The 20,083-nt window shown below is 47.4% G+C and carries 16 protein-coding genes; 12 read left to right on the top strand and 4 right to left on the bottom strand.

Annotation, left to right across the window (positions count from 1 at the left end; translation table 11 throughout):
• The first annotated feature begins 173 nt into the window (after positions 1-173).
• From CF168_RS16040 to CF168_RS16025, 4 genes are all read left to right on the top strand, one after another.
• The gene (locus tag CF168_RS16040; RefSeq protein ID WP_089068318.1) at positions 174-2,339 is read left to right on the top strand and encodes a TonB-dependent siderophore receptor; all 2,166 of its coding nucleotides are present in this window, start codon (positions 174-176) and stop codon (positions 2,337-2,339) included.
• Between the two features lie 408 nt (positions 2,340-2,747).
• Entirely contained in the window at positions 2,748-4,037 is a 1,290-nt protein-coding gene (locus CF168_RS16035) for an NCS2 family permease (protein ID WP_089068317.1), read from the top strand.
• A 175-nt stretch (positions 4,038-4,212) separates the two neighbouring features.
• A complete protein-coding gene (proB, locus tag CF168_RS16030; protein WP_086903377.1) occupies positions 4,213-5,331 on the top strand; it encodes a glutamate 5-kinase in 1,119 nt (372 codons plus the stop codon).
• Between the two features lie 12 nt (positions 5,332-5,343).
• The gene (locus CF168_RS16025; protein WP_089068316.1) at positions 5,344-6,621 is read left to right on the top strand and encodes a glutamate-5-semialdehyde dehydrogenase; all 1,278 of its coding nucleotides are present in this window, start codon (positions 5,344-5,346) and stop codon (positions 6,619-6,621) included.
• Between the two features lie 111 nt (positions 6,622-6,732).
• Here the strand turns inward: CF168_RS16025 and CF168_RS16020 are convergent, their stop codons facing one another.
• The 3 genes from CF168_RS16020 to CF168_RS16010 form a co-directional block, all read right to left on the bottom strand.
• Complete coding sequence (locus CF168_RS16020) at positions 6,733-7,035, bottom strand: hypothetical protein (RefSeq protein ID WP_086903375.1); 303 nt, start codon at positions 7,033-7,035, stop codon at positions 6,733-6,735.
• 124 nt (positions 7,036-7,159) lie between these two features.
• Positions 7,160-7,636, bottom strand: coding sequence for a Cys-tRNA(Pro) deacylase (gene ybaK, locus CF168_RS16015; RefSeq protein ID WP_011621747.1), 477 nt, complete (start codon positions 7,634-7,636; stop codon positions 7,160-7,162).
• 133 nt (positions 7,637-7,769) lie between these two features.
• Positions 7,770-8,690, bottom strand: coding sequence for a DMT family transporter (locus CF168_RS16010; protein WP_089068315.1), 921 nt, complete (start codon positions 8,688-8,690; stop codon positions 7,770-7,772).
• A gap of 285 nt (positions 8,691-8,975) precedes the next feature.
• Between CF168_RS16010 and dnaK the strand changes: the two genes are divergently transcribed.
• Positions 8,976-10,895: a molecular chaperone DnaK gene (dnaK, locus tag CF168_RS16005; protein WP_047533951.1), complete on the top strand. Its 1,920-nt coding sequence runs from the start codon at positions 8,976-8,978 to the stop codon at positions 10,893-10,895.
• 109 nt (positions 10,896-11,004) lie between these two features.
• The gene (gene dnaJ / locus CF168_RS16000; RefSeq protein WP_037414972.1) at positions 11,005-12,138 is read left to right on the top strand and encodes a molecular chaperone DnaJ; all 1,134 of its coding nucleotides are present in this window, start codon (positions 11,005-11,007) and stop codon (positions 12,136-12,138) included.
• Between the two features lie 456 nt (positions 12,139-12,594).
• Here the strand turns inward: dnaJ and CF168_RS15995 are convergent, their stop codons facing one another.
• Entirely contained in the window at positions 12,595-13,434 is an 840-nt protein-coding gene (locus CF168_RS15995; RefSeq protein ID WP_089068314.1) for a DUF6236 family protein, read from the bottom strand.
• 586 nt (positions 13,435-14,020) lie between these two features.
• On the opposite strand from CF168_RS15995, the gene CF168_RS15985 reads away from it, so the two are divergent.
• From CF168_RS15985 to carA, 6 genes are all read left to right on the top strand, one after another.
• Positions 14,021-15,361 (top strand): DEAD/DEAH box helicase, encoded by a 1,341-nt coding sequence (locus tag CF168_RS15985; protein WP_089068992.1) that lies wholly within the window; start codon positions 14,021-14,023, stop codon positions 15,359-15,361.
• A gap of 120 nt (positions 15,362-15,481) precedes the next feature.
• The gene (locus CF168_RS15980; protein ID WP_089068312.1) at positions 15,482-16,075 is read left to right on the top strand and encodes a GNAT family N-acetyltransferase; all 594 of its coding nucleotides are present in this window, start codon (positions 15,482-15,484) and stop codon (positions 16,073-16,075) included.
• A 135-nt stretch (positions 16,076-16,210) separates the two neighbouring features.
• Entirely contained in the window at positions 16,211-17,020 is an 810-nt protein-coding gene (locus tag CF168_RS15975; protein WP_089068311.1) for a M48 family metallopeptidase, read from the top strand.
• Positions 17,021-17,211: 191 nt separating this feature from the next.
• Entirely contained in the window at positions 17,212-17,829 is a 618-nt protein-coding gene (locus CF168_RS15970; protein WP_089068310.1) for an FKBP-type peptidyl-prolyl cis-trans isomerase, read from the top strand.
• A gap of 72 nt (positions 17,830-17,901) precedes the next feature.
• On the top strand, positions 17,902-18,714 hold the full coding sequence (gene dapB, locus CF168_RS15965) for a 4-hydroxy-tetrahydrodipicolinate reductase (protein WP_011716092.1): 813 nt from the start codon (positions 17,902-17,904) through the stop codon (positions 18,712-18,714).
• 168 nt (positions 18,715-18,882) lie between these two features.
• Entirely contained in the window at positions 18,883-20,058 is a 1,176-nt protein-coding gene (carA, locus tag CF168_RS15960) for a glutamine-hydrolyzing carbamoyl-phosphate synthase small subunit (protein WP_089068309.1), read from the top strand.
• Positions 20,059-20,083 lie beyond the last annotated feature (25 nt).

The following is a 20,083-nucleotide window of genomic DNA, read 5'->3' as shown; positions in this document are numbered from 1 at the left end:
AGAGCTAATTTAATTATCTGTTTTTAAAACATAAAACTTTGTCATCAATCTATTCATCTTTTTGTACGACTTAAGAATGATGAATTTGTTACATTTGCCACATAAAATACAAATGCAAATCGTTCTCAATGGTGTTACCGTATGCACACCTTAACGAAACTTGCTGAACGACTATGCGTTTTAATCTACTTCCACTTGCTGCTGCAGTAACCCTAGCTTTGAATCCTTTGGCACTGATGGCCGAAGAACAAACCGCTTCAACAACAGAGACACAAGATCAAAATATCGAGAAAATCACTGTGATGGGTAAATACACAGTGAGTCGTAATATTGATACCGCAACGGGGTTAGGACTCACGCTGCGGGAAACGCCACAGTCGGTCAGCATTATGACGGCGGATCGGATTGAAGATCAGGCGCTAAATACCGTAGTCGATGTGGTCAACAACACTGTGGGGTTATCATCCTCAAAAACAGATAACGTGCGTAACGGTTTTTCGGCTCGCGGTTTTACCGTGCAAAACTATCAAATTGATGGTGTGCCTTTATCTTGGAGTTTAGGCGGTGATGCCGGTGAAACGGTATCGGATGTGTCTATCTACGAGCGAGTTGAAGTCGTACGTGGTGCTACCGGATTATTAACGGGTGCAGGCGATCCTTCGGCTTCGATTAACTTAGTGCGTAAGCATGCCGACAGTTCTGATCTTAAAGGTTATGTCGATGTCGCCACTGGAAGTTGGGATAAAAAACAAGTCACCGCGGATGTATCCAATGGTCTGAATGAAGACGGCAGTGTGCGTGGGCGCTTGGTCGCTAAGTATGTGAATAGCGACTCTTACCAAGATCTGTATCAAGACCGCAAAACCATTCTCTATGGTGTGGTCGACAGTGATATTACGGCCAACACCTTGCTGCGTGTTGGTGGTAGCTATAACCACAACGATCCCAAAGGGGCGATGTGGGGCGCGTTGCCCGCCGTCTTTAGTGATGGTTCTGCCACTGATTGGGATACATCGGCCACCACAGCTGCCGATTGGAGCCGCTGGGAAACCAAAAATATCAACTACTTTGCAAACCTGAATCACTACTTCAGCAATGGTTGGCAGCTGGTCGCTAACTACAACCGCATGGAGTATGAGACCACCACTAAGATGATCTACATGTCGGGTATGCTCGATAAAGACACGGGGGCGGGACTCAGCGGACAGCGTTATCACAGCCATGGTGAAAGTAACTCGAATAACTTTGATGTGCAGCTTAAAGGCGACTATGACCTCTTTGGTCAAACCCATGAGTTTGTGACGGGCGCTTTGTATAGTAAACAAAAATCCTACGCCGATACCTATGAGCCTATCCGTGACGATATGACGGGTTGGGACTCACAAGTGGTCGATAACTTCTACGAATGGCAACAAAATCAGTTTGCCGAGCCTGAATGGTCGAGCAACGCGAACCGTCAGCTCAATATGGATACCGAGCAAAAAGGCTTTTATGCGGCGACTCGCTTAACGATTACCGATGATTTTAAACTGATTGCCGGTGGACGTATCTCAAGCTGGAACCGTGAAGGCGTGAGCTATGGTACCGATACTAACTTTGGTGATGATGGGGTGTTTGTGCCCTATGTTGGCGCCTTGTACGATATCAATGACGCGCATCGTATTTACGCCAGTTATACCGGAATTTTTAACCCGCAGAATAATTTCGATGCCGATCAAAATTACCTCGACCCATTAGAAGGCAAAGCCTACGAGTTAGGTCTAAAGAGTGCTTATCTTGACGATCGTCTACATACCACTGTGGCGGTGTTCCAAATTGACCAAGATAACTTGGCAACCTTAGCCGGAACGATTTATATCGGTGGTAAACCCGTGAATTACTATGAGGCCGCACAAGGCACTAAGAGTAAGGGTTTTGAGCTAGAAGTTGTGGGTGAGCCTGCCGATGGCTGGAATATCTCTGCAGGTTACTCGCAATTTAATGCCGAAGATGCAGAGGGTAAGCGAGTCGCAACTACCAGTCCGCAGAAGCAATTTAAATTGTTTACCACCTACCAATTTGTGGACTTATTGCCTGAGTTAACCATAGGTGGTGGGGTGAATTGGCAAAGTGACAGTTACTCAGATGTCAGTGATGTGGCAATCAAGCAGGATGCTTACTCCCTAGTGAATCTGATGGCGCGCTACGATCTGGCTGAGAATATGGATCTGCAGGTTAACGTAGAGAATCTGTTGGATGAGAAATATTATGCCTATATGACAGCATCTGGCCTAGCTTACAGTGCGTATCACTACGGTGCGCCACGTAACTTTACCGTCAGCTTTAACTATCGTTTTTAAGCTGTTTCCCCGTTGAACTCAAAAAGCCGGTGCACTTAAGGGCACCGGCTTTTTGCTATCGACTTCACTCCCATTTGCTGCGCAGATGCGACCGAATATGCCTGCATGGGATAAGCATTGTGCTGTTTTGTGATTATTTCGCTTTAAAAACAATGTGCTGTTCATCCTGAACGGCATTCAAACTTTCCCGAGATTAAGATTGGCTTGCTAACCCCTATTTAGCATGAGCTTTAATGTAAATTAAGCGCGGTGGTTTTTTGTTCTGTTTAGCGATTTCTATCAAGAAAATCTCCATCAATTTTCTGGCCTGACCAGCACAAACTCCCTATAATCCCCTGCGAAAAACACGACTACATAGTGTTTACATTTTTGACCCTACCTACTTTAAAAGAAAAGGAACCCAGTTCCATGTTAGAAAAGCTGTTCAAACTGAAACAAAATCAAACGAGCCTCAAGCAGGAAGCGATAGCAGGTTTGACAACATTTATGACTATGGCCTACATCATTTTTGTGAATCCAATGATGTTAGCCGATGCGGGTATGGATCATGGCGCTGTGTTTGTGGCCACCTGTTTAGCGGCGGCGGTGGGCTGTATTGTGATGGGTATCATGGCGAATTATCCCATTGCACTGGCCCCAGGTATGGGACTCAATGCCTTTTTTACCTATACAGTAGTGGGTGAGATGGGTTATAGCTGGGAAACGGCACTTGGTGCAGTTTTCCTGTCGGGAATTTGCTTTTTAATCCTGTCTCTAGTGCGCATTCGCGAGTGGATTGTGAACAGTATTCCTATGTCGCTGCGTATCGGTATTGCTGCGGGTATTGGTTTATTCCTCGCGCTGATCGGTCTTAAGAGTGCCGGCATTGTGGTCGCAAGCCCTGCAACTTTAGTGACTATGGGCGATATTACCGCCTTCCCAGCGGTGATGGCCGTGTTAGGTTTCTTCCTTATCATCGCCATGGTGCAACGTGGAATGAAATCGGCGGTGATTTTAAGCATCCTTATCATCACTGGGCTTGGGTTACTCTTCGGTGATGTGCATTACAAGGGTATCGTTTCTATGCCGCCTTCTGTCGCGCCGACCTTTATGGCGATGGATTTATCCCAAGTATTTGAAGTGACAATGCTATCCGTGGTATTTGCCTTCCTGTTTGTGGATCTTTTTGATACCTCGGGCACCTTAGTTGCGGTTGCGCAGCGCGGTGGTTTCCTCGATGAAAAAGGCCGTTTACCTCGCTTAAACCGTGCCTTAACCGCCGACAGTTTAGCGACGATTGCGGGCGCTGCATTCGGTACGTCAACCACCACCAGTTATATCGAAAGTACCGCTGGGGTGAGCGCGGGCGGCCGTACTGGCTTAACCGCTGTTGTGGTCGGCTTACTGTTCATCTTGGCCTTATTCTTATCACCATTAGCTGGAATGATCCCCGCCTATGCTACGGCTGGTACCTTGTTCTATGTGGCGATTCTAATGATGGCTGGACTGGTTCACGTTGAATGGGAAGACTTAACTGAGGCTGCACCTGTGGTTGTGGTGTGTATCCTGATGCCGCTGACCTTCTCGATTGCCACAGGGATTGCGCTGGGGATTATTTCCTATGCTGTCATCAAGCTGTTAACGGGCCGCTTTAGCGATTTAAATATCGGCGTGCTGGTGCTCGCAGCCATGTTTATTGCGAAATTTATTTACGGCTGATACTGAGCTAGCCGCCTATTCGCGGCTATTTTTTGAGGGTCGTCTAATCGATGGCCCTTTTTTATGCGCGATCCCAAGCAGAATTGAAAATTTCTACCAACATCCTGCCCACTAACTACCAATTGCTCTGCGGATTAGGTATAAGGATTATCCGGTTATTTTCTACATATGAATAATGAATTTAAGTGAGATAGCGTATCGCCGCGTGGTAGTGAAGTTAGGGACGAGTGTGCTGACTTCTGGCAGTAAACAGCTGGATAAAGCCCATATGGTTGAGCTTGCTCGTCAAATGGCCGCACTGATGAGATCAGGGGTCGAAGTCGTATTATGCACTTCTGGCGCAATTGCCGCCGGACGCGAACATCTCCAATACCCGGTATTGCCCGACACTATGGCCAATAAACAGTTATTAGCCGCTGTCGGGCAGAGTCAGCTTATTCTCGCTTGGGCACAACTCTTTAGCATCTATGGTTTGCATGTGGGGCAATTGCTACTGACCCGTGCCGATCTACACGATAGAGAGCGCTATTTGAATGCCCGCGATACGCTTAATGCCTTGCTGGCAAACAATATTATCCCCATCATCAACGAAAACGATGCCGTCGCTACTAATGAGATCAAAGTGGGCGACAACGATAACTTGTCGGCGCGTGCTGCACTGCTGTGTGATGCCGACCTGTTGATTTTGTTGACGGATCAAAAGGGCTTATTCGATGCCGATCCGCGCACTAACCCGAATGCTAAGCTGATTTCTCAGGTCGAGAAAATTGATGACAGTCTGCGTCTGTTAGCGGGTGGTTCGGTGTCGGGCTTAGGTACGGGCGGAATGTCGACTAAGCTTGAAGCTGCGGATATTGCTCGCCGTGCGGGCATCGAAGTGGTGATTGCCTCGGGTCATCATCCCGATGTGATTAAAAAAGTCGTCGGCAAAGAATCTGTCGGCACACATTTTAGTGCCATCGAAAATCCGTTAGAGAGCCGCAAACAGTGGATTTTAGCGGGACCTGCCGCCCAAGGATCACTGGTGCTTGATGCGGGGGCGGTGAAAGCCGTGACCGAAAAAGGTCGTAGCCTGCTATCGAAGGGCATTATTGGGGTTAAAGGGGAATTTGAACGTGGTGCAACCCTGCAATTGGTTGACCAAAAAGGCAAAATCATTGCTAGGGGCATCACCCGCTACTGTGGTGAGGCTTTAGGGTTAATTGCGGGTAAACATTCCGACGAAATCGAGTCTGTGCTCGGTTACGATTATGGTGACGCAATAGTGCACCGCAACGACATGGTCGTCTTATAAGCGAGGTCTGTTTTGAGTCAAACTAATCAAGCGCAATATTTACAACAACTGGGCAGTCAGGCTAAACAAGCCAGCTATGCCTTAGCAAATCTTAGCGCCGCACAGAAAGCGGATTTACTCGAGGCGATTGCCGAGGCCCTGACGCAGAATACTCAGGCGATTCTCGCGGCTAACGCCAAAGACGTTGCAGCCGCTAAGGCTGAAGGCTTGAATGATGCGATGATCGATAGATTGTTGCTTAACGAGTCGCGTCTGGCTGGGATTATCGGTGATATCGGCGATGTAGTGCGTCTTGCCGATCCCGTTGGCGAAGAGTTTGGTAGCCGAGTGTTGGACAATGGCTTAAGGCTCACACGCCGCCGTGTTCCACTTGGGGTGATTGGGGTTATCTACGAGGCGCGGCCGAATGTGACGGTCGATATTGCTGTGTTGGCACTTAAAACCGGTAATGCTGTGATTTTGCGCGGCGGAAAAGAGACGCTCGAATCTAACAAACTGATTAGCGAAGTGATCCGTGGCGCAATTGCAAGCCAAGGTCTGCCAGTCGATGCGGTGCAGCTGATTGATTCACCCGATAGAGCCTTAGTCACAGGGCTACTGAAGCTCGACCAATATGTCGATATGATAGTCCCCCGTGGCGGACAAGCCTTACAGCGTCTTTGCGCCGAGCAAGCGACGATTCCGGTGATCTTAGGTGGCATTGGGATCTGCCATTTGTATGTCGATAAACATGCCGATCTTGAACGTGCACTCGAGGTGATTGCTAACGCAAAAGTGCAACGCCCAACGGTATGTAATGCATTAGATACTTTGCTGGTGGATAACGCGGTTGCCGAGCGTTTTGTGCCGCAAATTGCCGAGTACTTACATCGCTTAGGTGTGCGTTTTTCGGTGTGTGAACAAAGCTATGCGCTGCTTGATGGGCTGGGGTTTGATATTTCCCCGGCAACTGAGCAAAGCTTTGCGACCGAATGGTTGTCTTTGACCTTAGGCATTAAAGTGGTGAATGACATAGATACAGCTATTGCCCATATCCGTAGCTATTCCAGTGGGCACTCGGAGGCGATTCTCACCGATGATATTCACGCCGCAACGCATTTTATGAACGAAGTGAATTCGGCAGCTGTGTATGTGAATGCCAGCACCCGTTTTACCGATGGCGGCCAATTTGGCTTGGGTGCCGAGGTGGCCGTAAGTACGCAAAAACTCCATGCCCGTGGTCCTATGGGGCTTGAGGCGCTGACCACCTATAAGTGGTTAGCATGGGGTGATTACACCAGCCGCGCATAGTTCACTCGCCAACGAGGGGCCATCTCGCTCGGTAACATCGTTCTATTAAAAAAGCCGCAAAAGCGGCTTTTTTGTTGGCAAACTTATTTCAGGACGAGACAAACATCTCGGTTAATGGATGAGTGGAGTGTAAGTGGCAATCAACCACAGACACAGAAATGCCACCGACATTAGGGTCGTGAATTTACGAAAGGCCCTGATATATACCAAGGTATACAGGAAATACCTTTCTTGCACTCTACGAGTGATCAGTACCGAGGGGAGTAAAAAAGTGCAGTAGAGCATCACCACCATGGTCGTAAAACCATTTCCCCAAAAATGTTCGTAGATAAAAAGGGCAATACAAATGAGCATGGCGACCCAACTGATAGGGCTTAAGCCATCTTCTTGATTCCATTGAGTTGATTTTTCCATCTGACTATCCTTAGTCGTCTGTGTACAGTTCAATTTATAGTCGGATATGTCTCTATTTTCAAATCAATTTGGGATAAATACTGTGATGCTCTGAACATATTTTAGAAATATCTGATATTTAGCCTTAAAGCGTTTTAATATCCGCAAAAGACCCGCGGCACAATTTCGCTAAGTCATTCGCCGCAAGGCAGATTTCAAGGCCACGGCGGCCAGCACTCACATAGATTTTATCGAATTGCTGAGCCGTCGCATCGATTAGCGTTGGCAGCTGTTTTTTCTGGGCGAGGGGACTAATGCCGCCAACGAGGTAGCCTGATGATTTTTGTGCTAAATCCGCATCGGCCATTTGCAGTTTCTTCTGGCCTAAACATTTAGCGACGGCTTTTAAATTGAGTTGATGGTCAACGGGCACCAGAGCGACGGCCAGTGGTGGATGGGCTTTATCGGTCGCAACCAGTAAGGTTTTAAATACCTGCGCGGGGGCGAGCCCTAACACATTGGCGGCTTCTTCGCCGTAGGCGGCGCAGTGTGGGTCGTGGCTGTATTCTAAGATTTCAAAGGGAATTTTGGCTTTCTTTGCCATTTGTACGGCTGGTGTCATGCTCTCGTCCTCGCGCCCCAATTAGCTGCAATAACAGTCTAGGGGCAATAAAAGTCCGCCATAGTAGCCCTTTCTGCGGCATTAAAATGTTAGCTCGGGCATAAATTGCTTATGCCCGAGAGATACGCCTTATTCAATCTGCAAGCTTGGCATTGAGCTTGGTTTTGCGCTCCAGATAGCGCGGGAATAACTGCTGCAACATCATGCCACTCAAAATAAAACCTAACCCGATATAAGTCGCGGCGGCGATAGTCTCTTGCAAAATCCAGGCAATAAAGCCAATCGACATCACAGGGGATAAAAATACTAAGGTACTGATATTGGCCGTGCGAGTCGCGGTTTTTAGTGCCATTAACCAGAGCACGAAGGTAATGCCCATCTCAAATAAGCCAACATACATGCCCGCCATCATGGCGCTCAAACTAAAGCTGGGCAGGGTATCGGTCAGCAGTAGTGTCACGGTAATAAAGGGCAAACCTATCAAAAAGCTTAATAGCAGGCTGACCACAGGGTCACCTTGATCTTTAGTGTTCACAATCCAATATAGGCACCAGAGCAAAGTGCTGGTTAATGCAAGCCCAATCCCGAGTGGACTGTCGAAGCGAAAACCGCTGACATCGCCGCCGGTGGCGATAATAAATACCCCTGAGTAGGCAATCAGTGCCGCAATCATATCGCTCTTACGCAAATGTTGTTTCAGCAGCGGCGCGGCTAACAGCGGCAGCAATACCGCCCAAGTGTAGTTGAGTGAGAGTGCCTGCTGGGCGGGTAATAGTGAATAGGCTTTAAACAGCACTACATAATACAGAAACGGATTAATCAGCCCCGTAACCAGATAAAACGCCGGGCGACGCAGGAGCTGCGCTTTAAGGAGTGGCAGTTTTTTCTGCCAAGCGAGAATGGCACCTAGGGCGATGATTGAGGTGAGTACCGCCACAAACACCAGTTGCAACGGGCTATAAAATCCGAGGGCAATCTTAAAGGCAGTTGCCACTGTCGACCAGAGGAAAACCGCGGCCATGCCGTACACATACGCCAAATTTGAAGATTTCACACTATTACCCTATGCGCTTAAACATCACTCAATGTGCGCAGATTGAATAACAGCTATTGCTGATAAGCAAGCGGATTTTGTGGTTTTGAATATTTTATACAGCCGTGCCTTTTGAAAAGATAAATCAGAAAAATTTTTTATCGGCCCTTGTAATTAAATTCCCTGTCCCAATATAGGTGTTAAGGCAGAGAAGGTGGCCAACAGTGGACTTGAAAAAAAACCGTCCGGCCCCATATCAAAACCAACTTATAAATTTAGTTAGACAGAAATTTTTCGGAGGACCTCATGGGTAAAATTATTGGTATCGACTTAGGCACAACAAACTCTTGTGTAGCTGTCCTCGATGGTGGCAAAGCACGCGTATTAGAGAATGCTGAAGGCGATCGCACAACCCCGTCTATCATCGCTTACACCGATGATGAGACCATCGTGGGTCAGCCAGCAAAACGCCAAGCTGTAACTAACCCAAATAACACTTTCTTCGCGATCAAGCGTTTAATCGGTCGTCGCTTCAAAGATGACGAAGTTCAACGTGACGTGAACATCATGCCATTCAAAATTATCCAAGCCGACAACGGTGATGCTTGGGTTGAATCACGTGGCAACAAAATGGCTCCACCACAAGTTTCTGCTGAAATCTTGAAAAAGATGAAGAAAACAGCAGAAGACTTCTTAGGTGAAGAAGTGACAGAAGCGGTAATTACCGTTCCTGCATACTTTAACGATTCACAACGTCAAGCCACTAAAGATGCGGGCCGCATCGCAGGTCTTGAAGTTAAACGTATTATCAACGAACCAACAGCTGCAGCACTAGCTTACGGTATCGACAAGAAGCAAGGCGACAACATCGTTGCAGTGTACGACTTAGGTGGTGGTACATTCGATATCTCTATCATCGAAATCGACAGCAACGACGGCGACCAAACCTTCGAAGTATTAGCGACTAACGGTGACACTCACTTAGGTGGTGAAGACTTTGACAACCGTTTAATCAACTACTTAGCTGACGAATTCAAGAAAGAGCAAGGCTTAGATCTGCGTAAAGATCCATTAGCAATGCAACGTCTGAAAGAAGCGGCTGAAAAGGCGAAGATTGAGCTTTCAAGCACCAACCAAACTGAAGTGAACCTGCCATACATCACTGCCGATGCAACAGGTCCTAAGCACTTAGTGGTGAAAATCACCCGTGCTAAGTTAGAGTCACTGGTTGAAGACTTAATCATTCGTACCTTAGAGCCATTAAAAGTGGCACTGGCTGACGCTGACTTATCAGTATCAGACATTAACGAAGTGATTTTAGTGGGCGGTCAAACCCGTATGCCTAAGGTTCAAGAAGCGGTTTCTAACTTCTTCGGTAAAGAACCTCGTAAAGACGTAAACCCAGACGAAGCCGTAGCCGTAGGTGCTGCGATTCAAGCGGGCGTACTGTCAGGCGACGTGAAAGACGTTCTGCTGTTAGACGTAACACCACTGTCTCTGGGTATCGAAACCATGGGCAGCGTAATGACCAAGCTGATTGAGAAAAACACGACTATTCCGACTAAGGCACAGCAAGTGTTCTCAACAGCCGATGACAACCAAAGTGCAGTAACCATTCACGTACTGCAAGGTGAGCGTAAGCAAGCGAGCGCGAACAAGTCATTAGGTCAATTTAACTTAGACGGTATTGAGCCAGCACCACGTGGCATGCCACAAATCGAAGTGATGTTCGATATCGACGCTGACGGTATTCTGCATGTTTCTGCCACCGACAAGAAAACCGGTAAGAAACAAAACATCACCATCAAAGCTTCTTCAGGCTTAAGCGAAGAAGAAGTGGCGCAAATGGTACGTGATGCTGAAGCCCACGCTGAAGAAGACAAGAAGTTTGAAGAGTTAGTGCAATCTCGCAACCAAGCTGACGGCTTAGTTCACGCAACTAAGAAACAAGTTGAAGAAGCGGGCGATGCACTGCCAAGCGAAGACAAAGCTAAGATTGAAGCGGCAATGAGCGCGGTTGAAACTGCTGTAAAAGGCAACGACAAAGAAGCCATTGAAAAAGCGACTCAAGCGCTGATTGAAGCGTCTGCTAAGCTGATGGAAATCGCTCAGGCTAAAGCTCAAACTCAAGGTGGCGCACAAGAAGGTGCTGCTAAACAGTCTAACGCGACTGCCGATGACGTTGTCGATGCTGAATTTGAAGAAGTGAAAGACGACAAGAAATAACATTTGCTCTCAATCAAATTGATTGATTTCAAATAGTTAATTTCTAGGCGGGCGTTACGGGGAAACCCTAACGCCCGTTCGTTCAACTTAAGCTGAGAAGCATGAGATTATGTCAAAGCGAGATTATTACGAAGTATTAGGCGTTGGTCGTGACGCCAGCGAACGTGAAATTAAAAAAGCCTACAAGCGTTTGGCGATGAAGTTTCACCCCGATCGCAACCCTGGCGACAAAGCTGCTGAGGCGAGCTTTAAAGAAGTTAAAGAAGCCTACGAAATCCTTACCGATGCCAACAAAAAAGCGGCCTATGACCAATTTGGTCATGCGGGTGTGGATCCGAATCGCGGCGGCGGTGGTGGCTACGGCGGCGCGGGAGATTTCGGCGATATTTTCGGTGATGTCTTTGGCGATATTTTCGGCGGTGGACGTCGTGGCGGTCAACGCCAAGCGGCCCGCGGCTCAGATTTACGTTACAACCTAGAGTTATCACTGGAAGAAGCCGTAAAAGGCCTCACCAAAGAACTGCGTATTCCAACCTTAGCTAGCTGTGATGTGTGTGACGGCAGCGGTGCGAAAAAAGGCACTTCGGCGACCACTTGTACAACCTGTCATGGTCAAGGCCAAGTGCAAATGCGCCAAGGTTTCTTCACCGTACAACAGCCATGTCCAACCTGTCATGGACGCGGCAAGATCATTAAAGATCCTTGTACTAAGTGCCATGGCGATGGCCGTGTCGAAAAAACGAAGACATTGTCAGTTAAGATCCCAGCAGGTGTCGACACTGGCGACCGTATTCGTTTAGCGGGTGAAGGTGAAGCGGGCGAGTTTGGCGCGCCAGCGGGCGATTTATATGTTCAGGTCAGTGTGCGTGAACATGCTATTTTCGTGCGTGATGGCAACAACCTCTACTGCGAAGTGCCGATTTCATTCAGTAAAGCGGCGCTCGGTGGTGAGATTGAAGTGCCAACACTGGACGGTAAAGTCAGCTTGAAGATCCCAGCCGAAACGCAAACGGGCCGTATGTTCCGTCTGCGTGGTAAAGGGGTTAAATCGGTTCGCAGCCATGCCGTTGGCGATTTGCTCTGCAAAGTCGTGATGGAAACGCCAGTTAACCTCAACGAGCGTCAGAAAGAATTACTGCGTGAGTTTGAAGCGACCTTAACCGGCGAATCAAAGAAGCACAGCCCAAAGGCTGAAGGCTTTTTCGATGGCGTGAAGAAGTTCTTCCAAGACCTAAATAGCTAATTAGGTTGGGTGGTGCAGCTGTTATATTAGTTAGCAGCGCACTAGATAAATAAAGCCTCGCAGTGTTTAACACTAGCGGGGCTTTTTTATATCTCAAATCGAGTTTGAGATTTCGTTGGTTTTAAACCAAAGTCAAAGTCGTGGGGCTTCACCCCACACCCGACCAAAAGGGGAAAAGCGCCTGTTCCCCTTTTGGCCCCAGCATCCCCAACGAAGTTGAAAACCCCTTGGGCATTAAGCGTCCTTCTGCTATCGCGTCAGACGCTCGTCCCTGATTCGACTGACGCTATCTCGCCATCCATGGCGAGACTCACGCAATTTGCCTATTCGCCCTGCGGCAACTCCGAGGGGATGGTGTATTCCTTAGACTCTAATTGTAATCTGTAAATTGTTCAGGCATAAAAGTTATGCCTGTCCGATTTTTATTTATAGAGTTAAAATTGTATATTACAAAAGCTAAATAAGTTCTTGTTTAGCACATGCTACATAAGCATATTGTTTTAGGTGACTAGGTAATTTAACTGGGCGATTGCATTTCATCATGCTAAAGCCAATGCCTCCCATCACAGATAAACCTTTTAAAGCTAAGCCATATCCATTACCTATACCTATTTCAGTTAGCATGGCAGAGGTAAAGCCGACTACACCTTCAACAGTTAAAACATCTACAGCACATCTGCGTATAGAGGGAAACTTAGTTTCATCAATTAATTGATTTAGCTCTGTAATATCCTTTTCAACTTTTCTTTTTTTTCGTTGAAGAGCTTCTAGACTGTTTTGAGATACACATATGCTATCTTTGAGTTCATCAATGCTATCTCGTAACTCAAGCAGCATATTCTGACGTTTTTGTTTGAATTCAAGTATTTCTGGAAGTGGGACTTCAGGAGTAAACACTTTCAGTGCATCAATTAGGCTAAAACATAATGCTTCTTGCTTGCTTTCTTTTAATGTATTAAGTTCTAGAATCCTAATGTTAGATGCTAAACTCCATTCAATATTTTTATCAGTTAGTAATTGTTCAAAAGCTTTATCCTCTAAAGCTCTCCAAAAAGCTGAACCAGCATTTGTTCTACCACTAAAATTTACGCCTACATATTGTGCTACGCCAGCATTCATCAAATACTCAAAATCCTGTCCCATACCAAAATGGAAAAGATTACTCTGAGGACAGACGAGATGATCCCAAAAAAGAAGGTACTGTCTAAGATTTTGCGCATCTATTCCTCCATTTAAAGTAAATCCAGATGAGTTAGCATCAATATTTTGTGTAATCATTAATCCACGAGGAATCATTGCATTTAACCTTATTAAGTTCTTTCAAGAGAAGAATTCAATTCGCTATTTAATTTTCAAGTCTAATACTAGCAATTAGATCTTCAAAGAAATATCGAGCATATTTTCACCTCTAATTTGCAATAAAAAATAAGACAGAATTCTTTCGTGATCACCATTTCAAGTTACTGTTTCAGGTGTTCACCTTCCCCTGCGAAGTTGTCGAAATACGCAGATAAAAATGCAGTGGCGACATCATGGATGATGACGCAGGCTCGGGGGTACATGGATGTGCCATCTGAGCCGTTAGGCGATTTTTATTGGAGTATGAGGCCACTAACCAATGCATGTAACTTCGCTAGGGCGGCAAGGGAGATCCAAGAGGGGATTGCTGTTGATCCCCTCTTGGTCGGGTGTGGGTTGAAGACCCACGACTTTGATTTCAAAACCTATAACTCAATGATTGCTTGTCGATAGTTGGTAATCCGATACGTCACTGGATATGACGAAACAACTACCCCAAGGCTTTAGTCAAAGCCGAAACAACATTGGTATTAACTGCCAACTCTGCGTAAACTTTCGCTCCCATGTTTTTATTGGTGTTGCGATGATCATTCCTAAGCCTTCTCCTTCCACAGAGTCTTCCCCTGAGTCGTTTACCTTTACTGAGCTTGGCGTCAATGCGGCGTTATGTTCAGTATTGCCTACCGCGCTCAAGCATCCGACACGGGTGCAGCAATTAGCGATTCCGGCGATTCTTGCGGGGCGGGATGTGTTAGCGCTGTCGCAAACCGGTAGCGGTAAGACCTTGGCTTTCGGTTTACCTTTGCTGCAAATCCTCTGGCAACAAATTGCTGAGCAAACGATGGCTAAATCCGAGTCTGTGTCTAATCCACTGGCATTAGTGTTGGTGCCAACGCGTGAGTTAGCGCAGCAGGTAACGATAGCGTTGCACGCGCTGGCGAGTAAGTTATCGTCTTCTTTGAATATTCAGCTCCTCTGTGGCGGCATCGCGCAGGAAGAGCAATTAGCCGAACTTGCCGCTAATCCGCAGTTTGTGGTGGCAACCCCTGGGCGCTTATTGGATTTATGCACGCAGTCCTATATCAGTCTCGACTCGATAAAATATCTAGTGCTAGACGAAGCCGACCGCTTACTGGAAATGGGATTTTGGCCCGATGTGCAAAAGCTGATGGCAATGATGCCTAAGCGTAAGCAAACCTTACTGTTTTCAGCCACCTTGCCAGAGGCGTTGGATTCCTTGGCGGGTAAATTGCTGAGCAATGATCCCCTGCGGGTTGAGGCCAGTACACGCAATGCTGTCGCCGCCGAAATCGAAGAGCAACTGTATTTAGTCAATAAGGGCAGTAAGGCACAGGCATTGATTGCGTTACTCAAACAATATCAATGGCCGCAAGTGCTAGTGTTTATCAGTGCCCGCGATGATGCCGATGCGATAGCGAAACGACTCGTTAAGGCGGGGATAAATGCTGCTGCACTGCACGGTGAAAAAGATCAAACCGTGCGCAGCCAAACCTTGGCCGACTTTAAAGGCAATCGTATTCAAGTGGTGGTGGCGACGGATTTAATGGCCCGTGGTATTCATGTTGATGCCTTACCAGTGGTGATCAATTTAGATTTACCCACCAGTGCGCCTGTGTATGTGCACCGTATTGGCCGCACCGCAAGGGCGGGCGCCAAAGGGCTCGCTATCTCTTTGGTGTGCCATGGTGAAATGCCAAGCTTAACCGCGATCCGCAACTTGACGGCGCGTGAGTTACCGTTAGCATCATTGGCGGACTTTCCTGTGACCGATAAGCCGAGCGAAAGAGCTAGAGAGGATGGTGCTGAGCATAACGTTGCGCCTAAGCGTCCACCGCGGGATAAACAGGCGAATCGTCGCAGTATTAATAAGCACAGCGTCAAAGCCTTTAAAGGCAAGCGTTGAGATAAGCCCGCGCTGCTATCCATAAACTGCTAGCACTTATTGGTACTGTTTACCGGTTTCCGCTGGGTGAACTATATAGTTAACCTCGGAACGTGGATTACTACATTTACAGGATCAGGCATGGCGTCGACATTGGCGATAGGTAACGCACTTCACCACATGGTAAATCACGGTTTAACGACCCAACGTTTTACGCTTCGGCCATTTCAGCGAGCGGATCTTGAAGCTTTTACCGCTTATCGAGCCAACCCTAAGATCGCCAAATATCAAAGCTGGACGGATTACTCTTATAGCGATGCTGTCTCGTTATTCGAGAACATGGATTACGCGCAATTTGGCGCGGCAGACACTTGGTTTCAATTGGCGATTGTCTCTGAGGCATCGCTTGCGACGCCTGCCACCTTAGTGGGCGATTTGGCGCTGCATTTTATCGATGAGCAGCAAATGGAAATCGGCTTTACGATTGCGCCTGAGTATCAAGGCCAGCAGGTTGCGTTTGAGGCCGTCAGCGCATTGCTGGGTTATCTCTTTGTGGAATTAAATAAGCATCGTGTTATTGCGATAACCGATGTAGACAATCTTGCCTGCTGTAGATTACTCGAAAAACTCGGCTTTCGGCGCGAAGCCCATTATGTGAAAAACATCTTCTTTAAGGGCGTATGGGGCGATGAGTACCTCTATGCCATGTTAAGGGAAGACTATATTGCACGTTAACTGGCACTTGGCTCACTCGTGCTACTAGGCAAGATTCTGAATCTCGTTTGGCTTCTGCTTGCTATCTCAGTAAAATCTTAATCATTATTAGTTGAGTCTGCTAGCTTCAGCCTCGTTCGGATTAAGGAGTTCCCTATGAAATCAATAACACTTGCCTTAGTGGCGGTTGGACTCACGTTAGGATTATCGGGCTGCGCGACCACTAAATCGCCTACGGGGCGTGGCCAAACCTTGCTGTATTCGGCATCGCAAATGCAGCAAATGGGGGATGCTTCTTTTGAAGAAATGAAAAAGCAGCAAAAGATCAGCAGCGATAAAAAGCTCACTCAGTACGTAAATTGCGTGGCGAATCGCGTTACTGCAGCGCTGCCCGATCAAAGCCAGAAGTGGGATGTCGTCTTGTTCAACTCCGAGCAAGTTAACGCCTTTGCATTGCCTGGCGGACACATTGGCGTGTATACCGGGTTACTTAACGTCGCGAGTACCCCGGACCAACTGGCAACCGTATTAGGCCATGAAGTGGCTCACGTATTAGCCCAGCATGGTAATGAACAGGTCTCTCGGGCGCAGATGACGGGCATGGGGATGCAAATCGCCGATGCAGCCCTTGGCGCGAGTGGTGTCTCAAACCGTGACTTATATATGTCGGCCTTAGGACTGGGTGCGCAGGTCGGGGTGATTTTACCCTTTGGTCGCGCTCAGGAGAGTGAGGCCGATGTGATGGGGCTGGAGTTGATGGCGCGGGCAGGGTTCGATCCAGCGCAGAGCGTGGTGCTGTGGCACAATATGTCGAAAGCGGGCGGTAGCCAAGGGCCAGAGCTGTTATCGACGCACCCATCAAACAGCAGCCGCATCGCCCAACTCGAGCAATTACAGGGGCAAATGCAGCCTTTGTATCAAAGCGCAAAGGCGAGTATTAAAAACCAATGCGTGTTACCAAAATAGCGATTAGGGCTTGGCGCTCGTTTAGATGCCGTTCTTATCTTGCCGCAATTAGGCGCTATTGCTGGATAAATACGCATCGGTTACGTAAAATCGCCGCCAAAGTTAAATAAGCAGTCAGTTTATCAGCATAGGGCGTGGAACTATGGTAAACTGGCGCGCAAAATTCCATTGAACATTGAGAGTCGTTAATTATGTCTGATAAATTCAGTACTGTTGAACAGCAAGCAAGCTATGGTGTAGGTCGTCAAATGGGCGAGCAACTGGCTGCTAATTCTTTTGAAGGTGTGGATATTGCTGCCGTTCAAGCAGGTTTAGCCGATGCATTTGCTGGCGTTGAAAGTGCTGTATCTATGCAAGATATGCAAGTTGCATTCACTGAGATCAGCCGTCGTATTCAAGCGGCTCAAGAGCAAGCTGCTGCTGCGGCTTCTGCCGAAGGTGAAGCCTTTTTAGCTGAAAACGCTAAGCGTGCAGGTGTGATCGTAACTGACTCTGGTCTGCAATACGAAGTATTAGTTCAAGGTAGCGGTGCAAAACCAACCTACGAAGACACTGTTCGCACTCACTACCACGGTTCTTTCATCAATGGTGACGTGTTCGACAGCTCTGTTGTTCGTGGCCAACCAGCTGAATTCCCAGTATCTGGCGTTATCGCTGGCTGGACTGAAGCCCTACAACTGATGCCAGTTGGTACCAAGTTGAAGTTATATGTTCCACATCACTTAGCTTACGGTGAGCGTGGTGCAGGTGCTTCTATTCCTCCATACTCAACGTTAGTATTCGAAGTAGAGTTATTAGACATCGTCTAATGTGATTGAAACGCCTAAGCCAGTCTTAGGCGTTTTTGTATGGAAGTGATGAACAGGTTTGAGGAGATTGAAATGGGTGGACAAGTGAGAGTTGCAATTGTCGGTGCGGGTGGACGCATGGGACGGACTCTTATTGAATCGGCTTATCATCAAGAGCACATTCGCTTAGGCGCGGCTATCGAGCGTCCCGGTTCAAGCTTAGTTGGCGTGGATGCAGGCGAGCTTGTTGGTGTGGGTAAGTTAAATGTCATTATCATGGATTCGCTCGACTATGCGACCGATGACTTTGATGTGCTGATTGATTTTACTGCGCCAGAGGCCAGTATTGTCCATTTAGACTGGTGTGTACGCCATAAGAAAGCCATGGTGATCGGCACAACTGGTTTCAATCATGCTCAAAAAGAACAGATCAATGCCTTTGCCGAGCAAACGCCGGTAGTGATGGCGCCGAACATGTCTGTGGGTGTCAATCTGATGTGGAAATTGCTTGAGTTGGCCGCAGAGGTCATGGGCGATTACACCGATATCGAAATTATCGAAGGTCACCACAGATATAAGAAAGACGCGCCATCTGGCACGGCGCTAAAAATGGGTGAAGTGATTGCCAAGACCTTAGGTCGTGATCTTGAAAAATGCGCCGTCTATGGCCGCGAAGGGATCACTGGCGAGCGTGACCGTGAAACGATTGGTTTTGCGACTGTGCGCGCGGGCGACTTAGTCGGTGAGCATACCGCCATGTTTGCCGATATTGGTGAGCGTTTAGAGATCACCCATAAAGCCTCTAGTCGTATGACCTTTGCTAATGGCGCTATGCGTGCCGCCCATTGGTTAGTGGAGCAAAAACCGGGTCTGTATGACATGCAGCAGGTATTAGGTTTGAATTAACAGAAAAAACGCCATATTGGCGTTTTTTTTTGCACTCAGATACCAAGGTGTAGACGAGTTTGAGTTTATCCTGTAAACTCGCTGGAATTTGTCAAAATTTCGTAAATAAGCGGAAATTGGTATCTTAACATAGCATAAAAACATTATATTTCAGTGGCTTGGCTCTTTATGGAGGTCGCGTTGACAAAGTCTGCCTTACTCGTACTCGAAGATGGAACCGTATTCACTGGCACAGCGATAGGTGCCGATGGTCTCTCTGTTGGTGAAGTTGTTTTTAACACTTCCATGACAGGATACCAAGAAATTTTAACTGATCCCTCTTATTCACGCCAAATAGTAACTTTAACCTACCCCCACATTGGTAACACTGGTACCAATAATGAAGACGTCGAATCCAATGGGGTTCATGCTTGTGGTTTAATCATTCGCGATCTTCCACTCGTAGCAAGTAGTTTCCGCAATCAGCAAACCCTCAGTGATTATCTCAAAGCAAACAATGTTGTTGGCATCGCAGATATCGATACTCGTAAATTAACTCGAATCCTCCGTGAAAAAGGTGCCCAAGCGGGTTGCATCATGGCGGGTGCTGACTTAGATGAAGCGAAAGCACTGGCTGAGGCTAAAGCCTTCCCTGGTTTAAAGGGCATGGATTTAGCGAAAGAAGTCACGACTGAGAAAGCTTACCCATGGCGTAAAGGTAGCTGGCGTTTAGTGGGCGGTTTGCCTGAAGATACTCCAGCAGAAGCGCTTAAATACAAAGTGGTTGCCTACGACTACGGCGTTAAGCAAAACATCCTGCGTATGTTGGTTGACCGTGGCTGTGATGTGACGGTTGTTCCAGCAAAAACACCCGCTGCTGACGTGTTAGCGATGAACCCAGACGGTGTGTTCCTCTCGAACGGCCCTGGTGACCCAGAGCCATGTGACTACGCGATTGAAGCGATTCAACAAATCCTGAAAACCGATACGCCAATTTTCGGTATCTGTTTAGGCCATCAGTTACTGGCATTGGCATCAGGCGCGAAAACCTTAAAGATGAAGTTTGGTCACCATGGTGCTAACCACCCAGTGAGCAATATCGAAAAAGGTAACGTGATGATCACCAGCCAAAACCACGGTTTTGCTGCCGATGAAGCCACATTACCTGCCAATATCAAAGTGACTCACAAGTCACTGTTCGATGGTTCACTGCAAGGTATCCATCTGACGGACAAACCTGCGTTCAGCTTCCAAGGTCACCCTGAAGCGAGCCCTGGTCCGAACGATGCGGCCCCACTGTTCGATCACTTTATCGAGCTTATTGAACACTATCGTCTTGTAACGAAAAGTCAGAACGCTAAGTAATACGCAAGCTAGGAGAAGAGAGAAG

The sequence above is a fragment of the Shewanella bicestrii genome (genome assembly GCF_002216875.1).
GTDB classification, from domain to species: Bacteria; Pseudomonadota; Gammaproteobacteria; order Enterobacterales; family Shewanellaceae; genus Shewanella; species Shewanella seohaensis.
The sequence above is the reverse complement of the archived record's forward strand: the minus strand, read 5'-3'. Positions and strand labels throughout refer to the sequence as shown.